At 63.8% G+C, this 17,800-nt stretch carries 16 protein-coding genes; 5 read left to right on the top strand and 11 right to left on the bottom strand.

Annotated features, from left to right (window positions below):
• Window positions 1-2: 2 nt before the first annotated feature.
• Together CFE28_10545 and CFE28_10540 are read right to left on the bottom strand one after the other, a co-directional pair.
• Window positions 3-860 carry a hypothetical protein gene (locus tag CFE28_10545; GenBank protein OYU70388.1) on the bottom strand — a complete coding sequence of 286 codons (858 nt, stop codon included), beginning with the start codon at window positions 858-860 and terminating at the stop codon, window positions 3-5.
• Entirely contained in the window at window positions 861-3,344 is a 2,484-nt protein-coding gene (locus CFE28_10540) for a ribonucleotide reductase (GenBank protein OYU70387.1), read from the bottom strand.
• A 222-nt stretch (window positions 3,345-3,566) separates the two neighbouring features.
• On the opposite strand from CFE28_10540, the gene CFE28_10535 reads away from it, so the two are divergent.
• Together CFE28_10535 and CFE28_10530 are read left to right on the top strand one after the other, a co-directional pair.
• Complete coding sequence (locus CFE28_10535; protein ID OYU70386.1) at window positions 3,567-3,962, top strand: NADH:ubiquinone oxidoreductase subunit NDUFA12; 396 nt, start codon at window positions 3,567-3,569, stop codon at window positions 3,960-3,962.
• Between the two features lie 4 nt (window positions 3,963-3,966).
• Window positions 3,967-4,569 carry a hypothetical protein gene (locus tag CFE28_10530; protein OYU70385.1) on the top strand — a complete coding sequence of 201 codons (603 nt, stop codon included), beginning with the start codon at window positions 3,967-3,969 and terminating at the stop codon, window positions 4,567-4,569.
• On the opposite strand, the gene CFE28_10525 is transcribed toward CFE28_10530, so the two are convergent.
• The 5 genes from CFE28_10525 to aroQ are packed head-to-tail and all read right to left on the bottom strand — an operon-like array spanning window position 4,503 to window position 8,671.
• Window positions 4,503-5,150 carry a leucyl/phenylalanyl-tRNA--protein transferase gene (locus CFE28_10525; GenBank protein ID OYU70384.1) on the bottom strand — a complete coding sequence of 216 codons (648 nt, stop codon included), beginning with the start codon at window positions 5,148-5,150 and terminating at the stop codon, window positions 4,503-4,505. The two genes, CFE28_10530 and CFE28_10525, sit on opposite strands and share 67 nt — an antisense overlap.
• A gap of 18 nt (window positions 5,151-5,168) precedes the next feature.
• The gene (locus CFE28_10520) at window positions 5,169-6,317 is read right to left on the bottom strand and encodes an epoxide hydrolase (GenBank protein ID OYU70383.1); all 1,149 of its coding nucleotides are present in this window, start codon (window positions 6,315-6,317) and stop codon (window positions 5,169-5,171) included.
• Between the two features lie 34 nt (window positions 6,318-6,351).
• Window positions 6,352-7,701 carry an acetyl-CoA carboxylase biotin carboxylase subunit gene (gene accC, locus CFE28_10515; GenBank protein OYU70382.1) on the bottom strand — a complete coding sequence of 450 codons (1,350 nt, stop codon included), beginning with the start codon at window positions 7,699-7,701 and terminating at the stop codon, window positions 6,352-6,354.
• 4 nt (window positions 7,702-7,705) lie between these two features.
• Window positions 7,706-8,203 carry an acetyl-CoA carboxylase, biotin carboxyl carrier protein gene (accB, locus tag CFE28_10510; GenBank protein ID OYU70381.1) on the bottom strand — a complete coding sequence of 166 codons (498 nt, stop codon included), beginning with the start codon at window positions 8,201-8,203 and terminating at the stop codon, window positions 7,706-7,708.
• Between the two features lie 30 nt (window positions 8,204-8,233).
• A complete protein-coding gene (gene aroQ / locus CFE28_10505; protein OYU70380.1) occupies window positions 8,234-8,671 on the bottom strand; it encodes a type II 3-dehydroquinate dehydratase in 438 nt (145 codons plus the stop codon).
• Between the two features lie 89 nt (window positions 8,672-8,760).
• Between aroQ and thiS the strand changes: the two genes are divergently transcribed.
• Entirely contained in the window at window positions 8,761-8,961 is a 201-nt protein-coding gene (gene thiS / locus CFE28_10500; protein ID OYU70379.1) for a thiamine biosynthesis protein ThiS, read from the top strand.
• 1 nt (window position 8,962) lies between these two features.
• Window positions 8,963-9,751, top strand: a complete 789-nt coding sequence (locus CFE28_10495) for a thiazole synthase (protein OYU70378.1) — start codon at window positions 8,963-8,965, stop codon at window positions 9,749-9,751.
• Here CFE28_10495 and CFE28_10490 read toward each other — a convergent pair.
• From CFE28_10490 to CFE28_10475, 4 genes are all read right to left on the bottom strand, one after another.
• Window positions 9,748-11,235 carry an FAD-dependent oxidoreductase gene (locus tag CFE28_10490; GenBank protein OYU70377.1) on the bottom strand — a complete coding sequence of 496 codons (1,488 nt, stop codon included), beginning with the start codon at window positions 11,233-11,235 and terminating at the stop codon, window positions 9,748-9,750. The genes CFE28_10495 and CFE28_10490 overlap by 4 nt on opposite strands.
• Before the next feature lie 78 nt (window positions 11,236-11,313).
• A complete protein-coding gene (locus CFE28_10485; GenBank protein OYU70376.1) occupies window positions 11,314-12,042 on the bottom strand; it encodes a disulfide bond formation protein DsbA in 729 nt (242 codons plus the stop codon).
• Between the two features lie 47 nt (window positions 12,043-12,089).
• Window positions 12,090-13,490, bottom strand: coding sequence for a peptidase M48 (locus tag CFE28_10480; GenBank protein OYU70375.1), 1,401 nt, complete (start codon window positions 13,488-13,490; stop codon window positions 12,090-12,092).
• Window positions 13,491-13,541: 51 nt separating this feature from the next.
• Window positions 13,542-16,169: a ribonuclease E/G gene (locus CFE28_10475; GenBank protein ID OYU70374.1), complete on the bottom strand. Its 2,628-nt coding sequence runs from the start codon at window positions 16,167-16,169 to the stop codon at window positions 13,542-13,544.
• A gap of 410 nt (window positions 16,170-16,579) precedes the next feature.
• On the opposite strand from CFE28_10475, the gene CFE28_10470 reads away from it, so the two are divergent.
• Entirely contained in the window at window positions 16,580-17,791 is a 1,212-nt protein-coding gene (locus tag CFE28_10470) for an N-acetylmuramoyl-L-alanine amidase (GenBank protein OYU70373.1), read from the top strand.
• The last annotated feature ends 9 nt before the right edge of the window (window positions 17,792-17,800 follow it).

The following is a 17,800-nucleotide window of genomic DNA, read 5'->3' as shown; positions in this document are numbered from 1 at the left end:
CTCTAGGCCGCTTCCGGACGGTCCGCAGGGCCGTTTTTCCAGATGACAAATGCCATCAGGGCCAGGCCGCCAAGCCCGAGCCCCATGTCCCACCACGTCAGGTGCGGCGTGTTCTGGTAAAGAAATCCGGGGCTTCCGCGAAAGACATCCTGCTCTGACACGACGATGATCGCGCCATAGGCGTTATTGACCAGGTGCAGGCCGCTGCCGAAGGCGAGGCTGCCTGTGCGGATGGCGATAAGGGAGAGGCCGATCCCGAAGACTACCGCGCTGGCGGCCTGGGGCGCTCCGTTGGGAATGTGCAGGGCGCCAAAAGCCAATCCGCAGGCCAGGGATGCGGCGACCGGATTCTTCAACCCCAGTAGCAGGCCCTGGGTGAGATACCCCCGAAACACGAACTCCTCGGCGAAGGTCTGAACCGCAAGGGCCCCGACGATGACCAGGATCAGGTCCAGACTGGGGGGAGTGGGTGAAATCCGGAAGCCCTTTGGGCTCAGGGCGAAGTCCACGAGGGTGCAGATTCCGAGATAGGCCAGCCAAAGGGCGGCGCCCAGAACAAAGGACTTCCAGGTCCAGCGTCCCAGTATGTCCAGGGGCGACTTCTTCTGAAGCAGGAAGATCGCCAGGCTATAACCAGCCAGGAACAGGCCGAAGATGACGCCCGTGACCGGGAAGAAGATGAAGGGGTCCTTGACCTGGGTCAGCTGGCTTTCAATGTCTTCGGGCAGCAGGTTGTTGAACGTCGCCGGGATCAGCAGGAGGGCGCCCAGGATCAGAGCCAGAATCGGGCCCAGCACCAGCCCCAGGACATACCGCCAGCTGTCATTCTTGCCCCTGCGGGCATAGTCCAGGAATGTCACCTAGCCGGTCTTTCCATCGAGGGGGCCCGCCCGGGCGCCGCAGGTTTCGCAGATCAGGCTCATGCCCTTGCGCACTACGGCGACGTCGCCACAGGCTGCGCAGACATCAGCCTCCATGGGGCCGGCAGGGAAGCTGCGGCTGGCGGACGGAAGGAAGACCAGATTGTCCGGCGCAGCGCCGCGGGAAAAGCCTTTTGAGATGAACCGGGAGGCCGGTTGTGGCTCGTTGTCCTGACCTTCTTCTCCCTCAGCCAGATCCTTGCCCTGACCCAGGCCATCAGCGTTCAGCTCGCCGTCGGCATTGGCCAGCTCGTCCCGGCCCAGATACGAGATCCCCAGTTCGCGGAAGATATAGTCCAGTATCGAGGTCGCTGACTTGACCGAGTCATTGCCGGTCACGGGGCCGGCGGGCTCGAAGCGGGTGAAGACAAAGGCGTCGACGAACTCTTCCAGGGGCACGCCGTATTGCAGGCCGATGGAAATGCCGATGGCGAAATTGTTCATCAGCGAGCGGAAGGCGGCGCCTTCCTTGTGCATGTCGATGAAGATCTCGCCCAGCTCGCCGTCATCGTATTCGCCGGTATGGATATAGACCTTGTGGCCGCCGACCGCAGCCTTCTGGATATAGCCCTTGCGGCGGTCGGGGAGTTTGCGCCGGGTGCGCTCACGCTCGACAATGCGCTCGACGATCCGCTCCTGGGGCGGCGGGGCCATGCGGGGATCGGCGGCGCGGGGTTCTGTCTCGGACTCTGCGGGCCGGGCTTCCCTGGGGGGCGTGCTCTGGACCTTGGGCAGGTCGAGTTGGAGATCGGCCGGAGGCTCCATGCGGCGGACACGGATCGCGCCGACGCCGGTCTGGGCCGCCAGGCTGATCAGGATCTTTGCGTCCGAAGGCTCTGAATCCCACTCAAGTTCGATTTCCGCCACGGGTGGCACGTCGAGATGGGGCTGGATGGCCGCCAGCATGAGGAAGTAGGCCGCCGGCCCGATCTCATCAGCCGATCGGAAAACCAGCCGCTGATCATGGGTCAGGAACTCCGCCTCAGCCGTGTTCCCGGCGCCAAGGGCGTAGATTTCCGCCGCCGCAATGTCCTCATCGGCAAAGCCCATGCGCTCGAGAAGGTCGAGATCGTGATTGGCCAGGTCCGCCGCCGTAAGACCAAGGACATCGGTGAGGAAGCCCGGGTCAATCGAGGCCGGTGAAATGGCGTCGGAAAGCCGCGTGGCGAAGGGCAGGGCGGATTCAACAGCCGAGATCTCATGATCCGTGAAGCCACGGGCCTGCAGGGTCTGATGATTCACCCCGGGCGCCCCAGACAACTCCCGGGCGCCCAGAATGTGTTCGCGCAGCTGTCCGGGATCGATCCCCAGGGACGCAGCCCCTCGCAGGGCCTGCTGGGAAAGGAGGTGAAGGGTTTCACCATCTTCCATCTGGGCAATCGTGATCGGCCCGGTCGAGGGGCCGGCGCCGGCGTTCACGCCGCCAAGGCGCAGGGCGATTTCCGGATCGTCAAAGACGGCCAGGCCGCCGTCGCCGAGATTTAGGTTGGCGACAACCTCCCGGGCGCGGGCAAAGAGATCCTGGACCGCCTTGTGTCCATAATGGCTGTCATAGGCCAGGCCTTGGGCCATCAGCCAGTCCGCGACCCCGGCCAGGCCGAGGGCGATCGGACCGCCCTGGCTTGCGAGGGTTATGGCCAGCAGCCGGAGGTCAGCCTCGAAAACCTCGCCGTCGAAGTCCGGGCCATCGCCATAGGCATTGACGTCAAGGGCGCCCCTGCTTGGCTTGCCACGCTGGGCGAGACGGCCAGAGCTGGCGCCGGAAAACGCCGCCGTCACCTGACCGGTTTCCCAGGCCGCCGCAGCCAGGGCGTCTGCATGGTCTTCGTCCGGCTCACCCGTGAAGACCGCGATGATCCTGACATCGTCATTGGTGAAGGAGGGCAGGGCGGAGTCCCAGCCCGACTCACCGCCCCTGGCCAGGGTTATGGCCTCCACAATCAGGGCGTCAGGTGCGCCGGAAGTCCTGGCTGCTTCCACGGCCCGCGCCAGGGTGGGATTGGACATGGGATCAGCGCACGCGGCCGGATCGCCTTCACAACGATTAATGGCGTCCATCACCGCCTGGAGGCGTCTTCCAACTTCCAGGGCTGCGGCCTGGGCGGCCGCCCGGCCCCGTCGTTCGCTGCGCAGGGACTTGAGGGCCTGGGTCAGGTCTCCCTTGTCAGCCGGCGCCAGCCTGGGCAGTTCGCCTGACCTGGGCTCTGACACCGCCAACCGCCCCGAGGCCAGGGCGGCGCCCAGGTCCCGGCGGAAATCAGCATGGGCGTCTGTCTCGATGAAGCCCAGGATTTCGGCCTGGGTGGCGATGGAGTCCGCCCGCCGGAACAGGGCCGAGGGCAGATCCGGATTTTCACCAGCCCACTCCAGCCAGGACTCAACCCGGGCGTCCGACCACGCGGAAGGTGCCAGCACCTCGATCACCCCGGTGGGGCGTTCCAGGGCTCTGCGCTCATTCTTTGACGCCAGGCTCCGCACGGAAAAGACTCCTTCGGCGCGAGGTTAGGCGCCGCGCCGACTCGCGGCAATAGATGTTGCGGCTGGTTGAGAGGCTATCCCCAATATCTTGCGCCCAGCGAAGGCTGGACGCTGTGGGCGACCAGACCTATAGTCCGCCCGCTTCCAATCGACTGGACATGTACGAACGTGCTGAGAGCAATTTTCACGTGGTGGGGCGGCGCAACCATTGGCGCCAGCTTTCATATCAAGCGCCGCGGCGTTTTCGTTGGCCAGGACGATACCGGGAACAAGTACTACCAGGCCCGGGACGCCAAGGATTCCTATGATGGCCGCAAACGCCGCTGGGTGATCTACAAGGGTTATGCCGAGGCCTCCAAGGTGCCGCCCGAGTGGCATGGCTGGCTGCACTACACCTTTGACGAACCGCCGACGGTTGAGCCCCTGAAGCGCCAGGCCTGGGAAAAGGATCACCTGCCCAACCTGACCGGCACGATCCATGCCTGGCGGCCAAAGGGTTCCATCGCCCGTGGCGGGGAACGTCCCAAGGCGGCGGGCGACTATGAGGCCTGGCGGCCGGAATAGGGTGATGTCGGCACGGGCTCCCCTCATATTTCTTGCTGCCCTGGCTGGAGCCGGCGTCGTCATGGCGCAGCCGGTCTCCAATACGCCGCAGGAGGCGCCAGCCCCGGAGCAACTGCCGGAGGAGGCCCCGCCATCAGTTGTCGAGGCGCCAGCGCCGCTCGCGGCCCCGGCCGTGCCGGCGTCCGAAATAAAGCCCGCCATACCGCCGCCTCAGCAGGTCGCAGACAAACCAGCCGAAAGCACCCAGAAGCGGGCGCGGTTCGACGTGGCGATTGTCCAGGCCCTGGACAAGGTCACAGCCGAGACCATCCGGTTTGAGGCGCCCGTGGGCCAACCGGTCCGTTACAAGTCCATTGTCATCACCGTGAAGGCCTGTGAGCAGACCGCGCCTGACGAGCCGATGGATGACTCCATCGCCTATATGACCATCGACTCACAGCCCAGGGCGGCGCCTGGCAAGCCGACGCCGGTGGCGCGGCAGGTCTTCAAGGGTTGGATGTATGCCTCTTCGCCGGGGCTCAATCCCCTCCAGCATCCGGTTTATGACGTCTGGATGGTGACCTGCAGGACTTCTGCGCCGGTCATGGGATCTGCCCGCCCGAAATAGGCCTGGACCTTCAGGGCCTGTCTCAGGCGCTGCTGATAGGCCTTGCGGGGAATTTCCTCAGTCCCGAACCGTTGAAGGTGGTCGGTGATGAACTGGGTGTCCAGCAACTGGAAGCCCCCGACCTTCAGCCGCGCCACCAGATAGACCAGGGCGACCTTTGAGGCGTCTGTGACGCGGGAAAACATGCTCTCGCCGAAGAAGGCTCCGGCCAGGGACACACCATAGAGGCCGCCGACCAGCTGTCCGCCCTGCCAGCACTCAACCGAGTGGGCATGCCCCATGGCGTGCAGTTCGGCATACAGATCTTCGATGGTCTGGTTGATCCAGGTGCCGGGACGGTCCGGCGCCGCTTCGGCGCAGAGGCCGACAACCTCCGAAAAGGCTGAATTAGTCCGGATTTCAAAGGGTTCGGTCCGGATCTTGCGGGCCAGCCTGCGGGGAATATGAAAGCCGTCCAGAGGCAGGACGCCCCTCAGATGGGGATCGACCAGATAGATCTTCTCATCGGTCCGGTCGTCCGCCATGGGGAAGACGCCCCGGGCGTAACACTCCAGGAGCTCGTGTGGACCAAAGCCATCCATCGGGTCGACAGACCGACCCTAGCGGACCTGGGCGAAGCAGGTCCTGATTTCCCGGACATAGATCTCAGGCTGCTCCCAGGCCGCGAAATGGCCGCCCTTGTCCAGCTCGTTCCAGTGGATGATGTTCTTCATGCGCCGCTCGGCCCACTTGCGGGTGGGGCGGAAGATTTCCTTGGGATAGATGCTGACCCCGACCGGCAGGTCGAGATTGGTGCTGTTGAAGCTGCCAAAGCTCTCCCAGTAGAGTCTTGCGGACGATGTCCCCGTCGCGGGCAACCAGTAGAGCATGATGTTGTCGAGGATCTCGTCCGGGGTGAGCGCATCCTCGGGCGTCCCCTGATTGTCGGTCCAGGCCCACATCTTCTCATAGATCCAGGCGGCCTGACCGGACGGAGAATCCGTCAGCCCATAGCCCAGGGACTGGGGGCGGGTGCTCTGCTGCTTGGAATAACCGGAATCCTTGGCCTGGTAGTAGGCCATGGCGCCTAGGGCGGCTTGCTCGCGGGGCGTCAGCTGGGACATGTCGCCCAGGTCCTCTGCGTCCGGGAAGACCAGAGGCATGTTGACGTGGATGGCCGCACAGCCTTCAGGTTTCAGGACCCCGATGCCGGTGGTCACCGCCGCGCCCCAATCTCCACCCTGGGCGACCCAACGGTTATAGCCAAGGCGGCCCATGAGCGTGGCCCAGGCCTTTGCAATGCGCTCGACGTTCCAGCCGGTGGATGATGGCCGCTCGGAGAAGCCGAAGCCGGGAAGGGAGGGGGCGACCACATGGAAGGCGTCTTCAGCCTTGCCGCCATGGGCGACAGGGTCCGTCAGCGGGCCGATCACCTTCATGAACTCCATCACCGATCCGGGCCAGCCGTGGGTGATGATAAGGGGCATGGCCCCCTCGTGCGGCGAGCGGACATGCAGGAAGTGGATGTCGAGATCATCTATGCGGGTCTTGAACTGGCCCAGGGCGTTCAGCTTCGCCTCAGCGCGCCGCCAGTCATAACCTTGCGACCAGTGCGCACAGAGCGCCTGAACCTTGGCGAGGGGTGAGCCCTGCGTCCAGTCGCCGACGGTTTCCTTGTCCGGCCAGCGGGTGGCGGCCAGACGCCGTCGCAGATCCTCCAGCTCGCTCTCCGGAACCGAAAGGGTGAAGGGCGTGATCGCGTCGGTCATGGGGCCTCCGGGGGCGTAGAACTTCAGTCTGTGGCTAGACGGAAGGTTGATCCTTCATCCAGCGTTCGAGCCAGTGAATGTCGTAGGTTCCGCTGAGAATGTCCGGCTGGGTCAGCAGTTCCTGGAACAGGGGTATTGTCGTCTCGATACCGCCGACGACCATTTCCCCGAGGCAGCGATTGACCCGGGCAATGCATTCTTCCCGGTCCCGGCCATGGACGATCAGCTTGCCGATCAGGCTGTCGTAGTAGGGCGGGATGGAATAGCCGGCATAGATGGCGCTATCGAGCCGCACGCCCAGGCCGCCCGGGGCATGGAAGTCGGTGATGAGGCCGGGTGAGGGGGTGAAGGTTTTCGGGTTTTCCGCATTGATGCGGCACTCGATGGCGTGCCCTTCGAAGATGATGTCTTCCTGGCGGAAGGACAGGGGAAGGCCCGCGGCTATGCGGATCTGCTCGCGGACCAGGTCAATGCCGGTAATGGCTTCGGTGACCGGATGCTCCACTTGCAGGCGGGTGTTCATCTCGATGAAGAAGAATTCGCCGTTTTCGTAGAGGAATTCGATGGTGCCGACGCCCAGATAGCCAATGGCCTTGATGGCATCGACCACGACCTTGCCGATCCTGGCGCGGGTAGCGGCGTCGATGGCGGGGGAGGGGGCTTCTTCCAGAACCTTCTGGTGGCGGCGCTGCAGGGAGCAGTCCCGTTCTCCCAGGTGGCAGACATTGCCGAAACTGTCGGCGATGACCTGGATTTCGATATGCCGCGGAGTCTGGAGGTAGCGCTCCATATAGACCGCATCATCGCCAAAGGCGGCCTTGGCCTCGGCCCGGGCAGTGGAGACCGCTTCGGCCAGGTCCTCTGCGGTCTGGGCGACCTTCATGCCGCGACCGCCGCCGCCGGCGGCCGCCTTGATCAGGACCGGGAACCCGATTTCAGCGGCCGCCGCAATGGCCTCTTCCTCGGTGGTCAGGGCGCCGTCAGAGCCAGGCACCACGGGAATCCCGGCCGCCTTCACCGCCTGCTTGGCGGTGATCTTGTCGCCCATCATGGTGATGTGCTCGGGGCGCGGGCCAATGAAGGTATAGCCGTGGGCGTTGACGATCTCGGCGAACCTGGCGTTTTCGGAAAGGAAGCCATAGCCGGGGTGAATGGCGTTGGCGCCGGTGATTTCCGCCGCCGCGATGATCGATGGAATGTTCAGATAGCTCTTGGTCGCCGAGGCCGGACCGACACAGACGCTCTCATCGGCCAGCCGGACCCACATGGCGCCAGCGTCAGCCTCGGAATGGATCGCCACGGTGGCGATGCCCATCTCCTTGCAGGCGCGGTGAATCCGCAGAGCAATCTCGCCGCGGTTGGCGATGAGGATTTTGTCGAACATGGACCTACTCGATTATGACGAGAGGTTCGCCGAACTCGACCGGCTGGGCGTCGCCCACGAGGATTTCCACGATCTTGCCGGCCCGCGGGGCAGGCACGGGATTCATGGTCTTCATGGCTTCGATGATCATCAGGGTCTGGCCGGCCGCCACGGTGTCGCCGACCTTCACGAAGGATGGCGCATCAGGCTGGGGCTGCAGGTAGACCGTGCCAACCATCGGGGAATTTACCTGATCGCCAGCTGCGCGGGCCTTGGCCGCCGGGGCTTCGGCAGCAGCCGGGGCAGCGGGTGCTGCTTGCGGGGCGGCGGCGGGGGCAGGTGCATAGACCGGGGCCGGCGCCTGGGCATAGGCGACCGTCGCCGGGGCCCGGGCCACGCGGATCTTCAGGGCGCCGTGCTCGACCTCGATTTCCGAAAGGCCGGTGTCAGTGAGGATGTCCGCCAGTTTGCGGACGAGGCGCGAATCGATCGGATCGGCGGGCGCCTTGGGAGTGCTGGCCATGGATTGGGTCCTTGCTTCTGGACGAGGAGGTCAGACGGCGAGCGCCGCTGCAGCCTCGACGGCGAGTTCATAACTTTTTGCGCCCAGGCCGGTTACGACGCCGGCGGCGACCAGGGACACATAGGTGTGGTGGCGGAAGTCCTCGCGGGCCGCCGGGTTCGACAGGTGGCATTCGATCACTGGAACCTCTGCCGCCTTCAGGGCGTCGAGCAGGGCGATCGAGGTATGACCATAGGCGGCGGGGTTGATCACAATGGCGCAGGCCTTGGTCCGCGCTTCCTGGATCCAGTCGACCAGCTGGCCTTCATGGTTGGATTGACGGAACACGACGGTCTTGCCCAGGGACCTGGCGCGCGCCTCGCACAGCGCCCGCACGTCCTCCAGGGTCGTCTTGCCGTAGATTTCAGGCTCCCGGACCCCAAGTAGATTGAGATTGGGCCCGTTCAGCACATAGATCGGTTTCGACATTCGGCTCCGCCGTCGATTCAATGGTCTTGTAACGGTCTGCGGCGGGGGTCACAAGCGCAGGCGAACGACCAGACCAATTTGAGCGGGCCATGAACCTGATTTTGAACGGCGAAGAGCGGCGCTTTCCCGACCTCGCCACCATTGCCGACCTTGTTGCGCACCTGGAACTCGACGCCCGCAAGGTGGCCGTGGAACGAAATCTGGAGATCGTGCCGCGTTCGGCCTATCAGACCACGTCGATTGCGGATCGCGACCGCATCGAGATCGTGCACTTCATCGGAGGCGGCTGACATGGACGGAACTATCCCGGGAAACGAGACCTGGACCGTGGCGGGCCGGACCTTCACCTCCCGCCTGATTGTCGGGACCGGCAAGTACAGGGACTACGCCCAGAACGCTGCGGCCGCCGAGGCGGCCGGCGCCGAAATCGTTACGGTCGCCCTTCGGCGGGTCAATCTGTCCGACCCGAACCAGCCCATGCTGGTGGATTATGTAAAGCCTGACCGTTTCACCTTCCTGCCCAATACGGCGGGGTGCTTCACTGGCGAGGACGCCGTGCGGACCCTGCGCCTGGCCCGTGAGGCCGGCGGCTGGGATCTGGTGAAGCTGGAAGTCCTGTCCGACACCAAGCACCTGCTGCCGGACATGGAAGAGACTCTGCGGGCCCTGAAGCTGCTGATCGCCGACGGCTTCCAGGTGATGGTCTATTGCAGCGATGATCCGGTCTATGCCCGCAAGCTGGAGGACGCCGGAGCTGCGGCAATCATGCCGGCGGCTGCACCTATCGGGTCGGGGCGCGGCATACAGAACACCCTGAATCTGGGCCTGATCATCGAACAGTCCAGGGTGCCCGTCCTGGTGGACGCCGGTGTTGGCACCGCGTCCGACGCTGTCCTGGCCATGGAGCTGGGCTGTGACGCTGTCCTGATGAACACAGCCATTGCTGAGGCCCGTGACCCGATCCTGATGGCCAGCGCCATGAAGCATGCGGTCATTGCCGGCCGGGAGGCCTTCCTCGCCGGCCGCATGGCCAGGCGGACCTATGCCGATCCGTCATCGCCCCGGGCGGGTCTGATCTAGGCGGCGCTGAGTCGCTGGATGTCGGCCTCGGGAGAAATACCCACGGTCCGCATCAGGGTTTCGCGATCGGGGCCCGGCTTGGGCGGATAGGCCTCGGCATTGGCAGCCTTGCCCCGGGCCCAGTAGCCCAGGACCTTGGCGATATTCTTCGGTCGCTTGAGCCAGTCCGACGGATGCTCGAGCATGTGGAAGCCGCGCATGGCGGCCCGCAGCAGGTCCGGGTCTGATCGTACAGCCACGCCGATCCCGTCTTCCATGAAGCTTTTCAGCACCTTGCTGCGCAGGTTGGGGACATGGCCGGGGGTCAGGGCCTGGCGCGCGCGTTTGATGGCGCTGCGGTCCTGGTCAAGCATGGACTTGAAATAGGGCTGAAGGTCGCGCACCACGCCGGCGTCATAGGCGACCAGCCGGCGGACCGGGTCCGGGCTGGCGCGTAGGGCGTCGCGCAGGGCATAGGCGCTGGCGGCCGCGAAGGAGCACCCCCGGCCATAAAGGGGATTGGTGCGAACCAGGCTGTCGCCGACCGGGAAGACATTCAGGGCGGCGGGAACGCCGTCCTTCAGCAGGGTGCGCCAGCGGCTCTGCAGATCGCCCATGCCGAACACCTTGCTGACCGGTTCGGACCGCTCTGGGTCGATCCATGGGACCATGCCGGGCATCTGACGACAGATGGCGTCAAAGGTCTCCGGGTGAACGATGGCCTTGCGCATCTCCATTTCGATTTCAGGAACGCAGAGGGTGATGGAAAAGCAGCCTTCATCCCCGGGAAACACGCCGAACTTGAGGAAACCCAGATCGCCGGTAGCTGGAGCCTTGCCCCGGGGTGGTTCTTCCATCCCGGGCTTCAGGCGATAATGCCGGGTAAAATAGAGGATGCCTGCACTCTCGGCGGTTTCGGAAATCGGCGCGCCCAGGGCGATCAGCTGTTCGACCACGCTTGAAGTCCGGCCGCCGGCGTCCACCAGGACGTCGCAGAGTACTTCTTCGCCATTTTCCAGACGAACGCCACGGACGGTGATCGGTGATCCGGCCCGTGTGAGAACGTCGCTGACAAAGCACTCCGAGCGGATGACGACCCCCGGCAGGGATTCCACATAACGGCGGATCACCAGTTCCAGGGTGGTCCGGCGGCTGGTCAGGATCACGAAGTCCGCATCCACGGCTTCAGGTTTGTAGGTTCGACGGTGGATGTCCGTCAGCATGCCATCCAGACCAAGCTCCCGGCATCCGGCGGCCAGCAGATCAGCCAGCAGTTTCGGGTGCTCGTCGCGGATGATCAGGCGCAGGCGGGCCAGGAAGGCATGGCTGTGGCGCAGATGACCGACCCCACGCCGTGACCAGTCCGAAAAGGCCTTGTTGGGATCATCTGTCGGCGGCGGCGGGTCCCTTTCCAGAAGGGTGACCTGGCGGCCTGTGGGCGCAAGGGCCAGAGCAGCGCAAAGGCCCGCTATGCCCGCACCGATGACCAGAACCTTTTCGCCCATTTCGGTCTCCCTGTGATGTCCGGACAATCTAGGGACGCCCAATGAAAAGTGCGAGATGTCTCGCGCAGCAAACGGCGATCAGGCCTTGGGCGGAGTCTTCAGCGGCCCGATCCTGGCTTCTGCAATGGCCTGTTGAAGGGCGTTCATGTCGGCCCCCGGGATCATGATGTCGCCTACGATGAAGGCCGGCGTACCTTCTATCTTCAGGGTGTCAGCCAGCCGCTTTGTGTCTTCAAGGTGCTGCAGGATGTCCGGGGCCTTGCCGGCCGCCGCCAGCTCCACCGGGTTCAGACCCTGGGCAGCAAGCAGTCGACTGATGGCGGCTTCGTCCAGGGCCTTGTCGGCCATGAAGGCCTGATAGAGTTCCAGCCCCCTGGTCTTGCCCTTGGCCGTCATGGTCACCTGGGCGGCGAGATTGGATGCGCCGCCAAAGATCGGGTAGTTCTTGAAGACAAACCGGACGTCGGGGTTTTCCTTGATCAGCTTGACGACTTCGGGGGCCGATACCTTGCAGTAGCCGCAGCGGAAGTCATAGAACTCGACCACCGTGATCTTGCCATTGGGGTTGGCGACGAAATCCCTGGGGTCCCGTTCCAGCGCCTTGCGATGGGTATCCAGCAAGGCCTTGGCGGACTTGGACTTTTCCAGTTGTTGCTTGGCCTGCAGGATCTGAAGGGACTCTGCGACGACCTCGGGATGGGTGCGCAGATAGGCATGAACCCGTTCTTCAAAGGCGGCGTCTGACATCTTCTGGCACCCTGTCAGGGCGATGGCGGCAGTCAGGATCAGGAGAATGCGTGAGCTCATGGGATGTCCGCAGGGTTGAAGGCTTGTAGTCTCGGTGGAAGGGCAGGTCAGGAAGGCTTGTCCTTGTCGCCATCGCTGGTGACGTCCTTCAGGGTTCCCTTGTCAGGGTTTGACGCCAGGACGATGTCAATTGACCTGCGCCATTCCGGGGATCCCTTGGGCAGCATGTCCCGGGCGCGCATGGCGAAGATCAGCGCCTGACGCTTGTCGCCCTCCTGGAAATTGACTTCCGCCGTGGCGTAGCGCGCCAGGCCGTCCAGGCCCCGGCGATCATAGGCTTCGGCCAGGAGCCGCCATGCAGCCGAGTTTTCCTCGTCCTGAACCAGCGACTTCTTCAGTTCGGCGATACCTTCATCAACCTTGGCGTCGGAGGGCAGGGCGATCAGGGTCTGGCCGAGATTGACCCTCAGCAGGGGGGCGTCAGGATTCAGGGTCACTGATTTGCGCTGTGGCGCCTCGGCCTCGGCTGCGCGGCCGAACTCGAACAGGATCTGGCCCTTCAGTTCCCACAGATAGGGATTGTTCGGCTGATCGGCGATCAGGGCGTCAACCAGCTTGAGGGCCTTTTCCGGCTCTTTCAACTGGTACTGGGCGATGGCGCAGGCATAGCGGGTCGGGAAGTCCTGATCCTTGTCACCGCACTTTGCGATGGCGATGGTCGGATTGATGAAGCCCTGCAGCTTGGCCTTCATGATGGCATGGTCGGCCTCCTGCTTCGCATCCAGGGGCGCGCTGAAGTGGGGCAGCTTTTCGGCGCGGACCCTCAGGGCCTCGATCCGTGTCGAAGACAGGGGGTGGCTCCGGAAGTAGGGATAGCGCCGGGCTTCTTCGAACACCTCCTGATAGCGGAAGTTGTCGAAGAAATCGACGAGCCCGCGGCCGGACAGGTTGGCTGTCTCCAGATAGGTCAGGCCAGCCTGATCGGCCCGGCTTTCCTGTTCGCGGCTATAGCCAAGGGCGCCCAGGGTGCCGAAGAAGCTGGCGTTTCCAGCCAGGACAGCGCCGGCTTCAGTATTGCCTGCAAGGGCCGCCAGCACCCCCAGACCCATGGTCAGGAGAAAGGGTTTCAGTCCCGCCGTGGTCATGTCGCCCGACCTGGCGGAGTGCCCTCCGGCAAGGTGCCCGATTTCGTGGGCCATGACGCCCTGCAACTGGTTGGCGTTGGTCGATTCGAGGATCAGGCCGGTATAGACCGCCATGGTACCCGGGCCGGCGAAGGCGTTCAGGTCCTTTGATCCGATCAACAGTATGTTGATCGACTTGGAATTCAGGCCCGCGGCTGCGTAGAGCGGCTCGGCGTCCGCCTGAAGGATGTTTTCAATCTCAGTGTCGCGGATAAGGGAGACCGGCTCTGATTGAGCCTGGGCCGGCGCGCTCTGAAGGGCCATGCCAAGAGCCAGGATGCCGGCCAGGGCGGAACGCAGATAGTCTCGGGTCGGGGCGACCATACGGTATTCCTTAGCCATGCCCCGACCCAATTCCAAAATCCTAGCGCTTCGTCAGCGTCTCCACCAGCCCTTACGGGGCGAGGCGGGGGGCGCCGAGATTTCAGCCGGATCCGGTTCGCGGGGCTTGGGTTCCTCCTTAACCGCTTCGGGTTCAGGAATTGTCACCGGCTCAGCTTCAACGACTGCGGGCTCTGCTGCGACTTCAGCCTTGACGGCCTTGGTCCGGCGGGCCCTGGCGGGCTTGGCCGGAGGCGCTTCAACTGCAGGCTCCGCCTCGATGACCGGCTCGACCACTGGTGCGGACTCGACGACCACAGCTTCTGACGCAGGTTCAACAGCCTCGACTTCAACAGCCGGGGTTTCAGCAGGGCCGCGACCACGACGGGTCCGGGTCCGCTTGGGCTTTTCTTCCACGGCGGGAAGCTCCACCCAGATGTCGTCCTCGCTGCTGGTCGCCACAGGCTCAGCCACGCGTTCGGGGCGCTGACGCTCCTTGCGCTCAGGGCGCTCAGCCCGCTCTGGTCGATCCTGGCGTTCAGGGCGTTCAGGACGCTCGGCAGCCGGGGCTGCAGGCTTCATGTCTTCAGCGGGATCGTGCCAGACAAAGGCGTCTTCGCCATAGGGCACCCAGGGGCGCACCCATGAGAAGGCGTCCATGGGACGACCATCCTCGCGGGTCCTGCGACCGCCACGGCGTCCACGACGGCGGCGACGACCGCCCTGGCCGTCATCTTCTTCATCGCTGCGGGCTTCGGCCGCGACGGGCGGACGGGCCTCGTCGGACTTGGGCTCGTCACGACGTCCGCGACGACGACGACGGCGACCGCGGCGGGCATTACGGTCCTCGCCATCTTCGCTGTCGGCTTCAACTTCCCGGGGGCGACCCCGCGACGGCGCCCGATCTTCATCCTCGCCGTCTTCATCATCGTCCTCGATGATCTCGTCATCGATGTCATCGACGTCGTCGTCGGCAATGTCCTCGTCGGTGGGGACATAGGCTTCGATGGGCCGGTGGTGCGTGATGGCGTGCTCAGGCCGCGGCTCGCTGGCCGTCCGCTCGATTTCATGACCGGCCAGGCCGACATTGTCATCGAGCGCGATGGTGATGAACAGGCCCCGGCTCTCGTGAACCCGCGCCAGGTGATTGCGCTTTTCGTTGAGAATGTAGAGGCCGACAGCCACGGGAACCTTGAGAACGGCTTCCCCGCCGCCCTTGACGGCTTCCATCTCGACGGCGCGCAGGGCTGAGAGGGCGCTGGACTCCACCGAGCGAACCCGGCCCGTGCCTGCGCAATGTTCGCAGACATGGGTCGTGCCTTCCAGGACGCCGGAGCGGCGACGCTGGCGGGAGATCTCCATCAGACCGAAGGACGAGATCTTGCCCATCTGAATCCGGGCGCGATCGTCCTTGAGGGCGTCTTTCAGCTTCTTCTCGACCGCCCGGTTGTTCTTGGACTCATCCATGTCGATGAAGTCGATGACAATCAGGCCGGCCAGGTCACGCAGACGCAGCTGGCGGGCAGCTTCTTCCGCCGCTTCCATATTGGTCTTGAGGGCAGTGGCTTCGATGTTCTTCTCACGGGTCGAACGACCGGAGTTCACGTCGATGGCCACAAGGGCTTCGGTCTGGTTGATCACCAGATAGCCGCCTGACTTCAACGCCACATTGGGCGAATAAATCTGCGACAGGTGGTCTTCCACCCTGTGCTTGACGAAGAGCGGCGTCGGGTCGCGATAGGCCTGAACCTTCTTGGCCTGGGACGGCATCAGCATGCGCATGAACTCACGCGCTTCCTTGAAGCCGGCTTCGCCCTCGACCCAGACCTCCTCGATGTCCTTGTCGTAGAGGTCGCGGATGGTCCGCTTCACCAGGTCCTCTTCCTCATAGATGAGGGCCGGGGCCACGGAATGCAGGGTCGTATCGCGGATATTCTCCCACAGACGCAGGAGGTATTCGTAGTCGCGTTTGATCTCCGCCTTGGTGCGCTTGGCGCCCGCAGTCCGGACGATCAGGCCCATGCCGTCCGGCACATCCAGGCTCTGAACCACGCCCTTGAGGCGCTTGCGGTCAGTCACCGTGGTGATCTTGCGCGAAATGCCGCCACCGCGAGCGGTGTTGGGCATGAGGACGCCATAGCGGCCGGCCAGTGACAGATAGGTCGTCAGGGCTGCGCCCTTGTTGCCGCGCTCTTCCTTGACCACCTGGACCAGCATGATCTGCCGGCGCCGGATGACTTCCTGGATCTTGTAGCGCCGCATCAGCCGCCGGCGGCGACGGGCGACCTCTTCTTCCATGACGTCATCATCGTCGTCCCCGCCGAGGGGGCCGTCATCGTCTTCTTCGCCATCTTCGGAATTCGAGCGGGCGCGCGCCTCGATCGGCTCGTCGTCCTCCTCGGCCTCTTCGCGCATGAGCGCTTCGCGGTCGGCGAGGGGGATCTGGTAGTAGTCGGGATGGATTTCGTTGAAGGCCAGGAAGCCGTGACGATTTCCGCCGTACTCAATGAAGGCGGCCTGAAGCGACGGCTCTACGCGCGTGACCTTGGCGAGATAGATATTGCCCCTGAGCTGTTTGCGGTTCTGGCTCTCGAAATCGAAATCATCAACTCGGGAACCGTCGATCACCACCACACGCGTTTCTTCGGCGTGCGAGGCGTCGATGAGCATCTTCTTGGTCATATAAAACTTCTCCGTGGCGCGCCGCGAGGCTTGAGCCCGGGCGCCGCCGATTGTTCATGAGGGCGCACGCGCGTTCGCCTTGCGCGTCTGTGACGCGGGCGGTTGACGGCCGGATACTGGCTTGAGCTGCGCTGCCCATAGTGTGTTTCCCAGGCGCGACGTGAAGGTCGCGAATCGGAGGCTGCGTCGAGGGCGAGAATTCGTCCAAAACCGACGCGGTGCTTTGCGCGAATGCCGTCAGGAGAGAGTCCTGATCGATCCGCAGCCCCGTGACTTTGCAACACTGAGGTCAAAAAGGAAAGCGTTGCGAACCATCTGGCTGCGCTTAACAATTTTTCTACCCTGTCTGTGGGTATAGTGATGCTGATGGTTCTGGCCAAAAAGGCCGGGGTAATGAGGTAAAAGCCGAAGTGTCCTTGCGTGTGTCCGACTTTTTGCGACGAAAGCCGGCTGTTTTTGTCGCAGGGCTTGTTGGCTGTGCAGCGCTTCTTTTCGCTTCAAACGGACTGGCCAGCCAGCTTCTTACGGTCCGACTCGGCGGCGACTCCCTCGAAACCCGGCTTGTGATTGACCTTGACCGCTCGGTTTCCGGCAAGCTTGAGGCTGCAGATCCCTCCGGGCGACGTGTTGTTCTCAACCTGCCCGGTGTGGACGATATCGCCGTCAAACAGGGGGGCGGGCAGGGCCTGGTCAAGACCTGGACGATCAACAGGACGCCCCTGGGCGCGAAGGTTACAATTGACCTGAATTCCAGCGCGACAGTGAAGCGACGCTTCGTCCTGCCGCCGGCGGACGGCATTGGCAATTACCGCTACGTGCTGGACCTGGCAGCCGCCAAGACCGCATCAAATCCGGTTGCTCCCCCCGCAAAGTCCGAAGCGCCGCGGCCTGAAGGCTTGCGGCTGGTGTCCCTGCCGGCGGCAAGGCAGGACCCTGCAGGCGCTTTCAGAAAGACGGTTGTCATCGATGCCGGACACGGTGGACGCGACCCGGGCGCCCTTGGGGCTGCAGGGGTCGAGAAGGATGTGACCCTGGCGGCCGCCCTGGCGCTGAAGGCGCGGCTGGAAAAGATTGGCCGGTACAACATTGTAATGACCCGCCAGACAGATCGTTATGTGCCCCTTGAAACCCGGGTGCAGATCGCACGGCGGGCCGATGCCGACCTGTTCATTTCCCTCCACGCAGACTCCGGGCCGGATTCCAGCACCCGGGGCGCCAGTGTCTACACCCTGGCTGACCACGCCGCTTCGCGTTCGGCCAAGCTGGTTTCCAAGGACGACTGGTTCATGAAGGCCAGTCTTCAGGGCGACCGGGGTGTCTCCGGAATTCTTTACGATCTGACCCAGAGGGCGACCAAGAACCGCTCGGCTACGTTTGCTGAACTGTTGCTCGACCGGTTGTCCGAGAACCAGACACTGCTGCGCCGAAGCCACCGTGAAGCCGGGCTCGCAGTCCTTCTGGCCCCGGATGTTCCAGCGGTCCTTCTGGAAATGGGATTCATCACCAGTCCGGAAGATGAAGCCCTGCTGAGGGACCCCAATCGCCGGGCGCGACTTATGGGCTCGGTCGCCGACTCCATTGAGTCCTATTTCGCCCACGAAACCAGATTGGCCGCGCGCTAGAAACCTGGC

This window comes from Alphaproteobacteria bacterium PA2 (assembly GCA_002256425.1).
In the GTDB taxonomy this organism is placed as follows: Bacteria; Pseudomonadota; Alphaproteobacteria; order Caulobacterales; family Caulobacteraceae; genus Phenylobacterium.
This window is presented reverse-complemented; position numbering and strand designations above follow the sequence as displayed.

What these genes read in the sequence shown, in the direction of transcription:
- CFE28_10530 (OYU70385.1), top strand. Translation starts at nt 3,967, where the DNA reads ATGTCGGCACGGGCTCCCCTCATATTTCTTGCTGCCCTGGCTGGAGCC.
- CFE28_10525 (OYU70384.1), bottom strand. Translation starts at nt 5,150, where the DNA reads ATGGATGGCTTTGGTCCACACGAGCTCCTGGAGTGTTACGCCCGGGGC.
- CFE28_10520 (OYU70383.1), bottom strand. Translation starts at nt 6,317, where the DNA reads ATGACCGACGCGATCACGCCCTTCACCCTTTCGGTTCCGGAGAGCGAG.
- accC (OYU70382.1), bottom strand. Translation starts at nt 7,701, where the DNA reads ATGTTCGACAAAATCCTCATCGCCAACCGCGGCGAGATTGCTCTGCGG.
- accB (OYU70381.1), bottom strand. Translation starts at nt 8,203, where the DNA reads ATGGCCAGCACTCCCAAGGCGCCCGCCGATCCGATCGATTCGCGCCTC.
- aroQ (OYU70380.1), bottom strand. Translation starts at nt 8,671, where the DNA reads ATGTCGAAACCGATCTATGTGCTGAACGGGCCCAATCTCAATCTACTT.
- thiS (OYU70379.1), top strand. Translation starts at nt 8,761, where the DNA reads ATGAACCTGATTTTGAACGGCGAAGAGCGGCGCTTTCCCGACCTCGCC.
- CFE28_10495 (OYU70378.1), top strand. Translation starts at nt 8,963, where the DNA reads ATGGACGGAACTATCCCGGGAAACGAGACCTGGACCGTGGCGGGCCGG.
- CFE28_10490 (OYU70377.1), bottom strand. Translation starts at nt 11,235, where the DNA reads ATGGGCGAAAAGGTTCTGGTCATCGGTGCGGGCATAGCGGGCCTTTGC.
- CFE28_10485 (OYU70376.1), bottom strand. Translation starts at nt 12,042, where the DNA reads ATGAGCTCACGCATTCTCCTGATCCTGACTGCCGCCATCGCCCTGACA.
- CFE28_10480 (OYU70375.1), bottom strand. Translation starts at nt 13,490, where the DNA reads ATGGTCGCCCCGACCCGAGACTATCTGCGTTCCGCCCTGGCCGGCATC.
- CFE28_10475 (OYU70374.1), bottom strand. Translation starts at nt 16,169, where the DNA reads ATGACCAAGAAGATGCTCATCGACGCCTCGCACGCCGAAGAAACGCGT.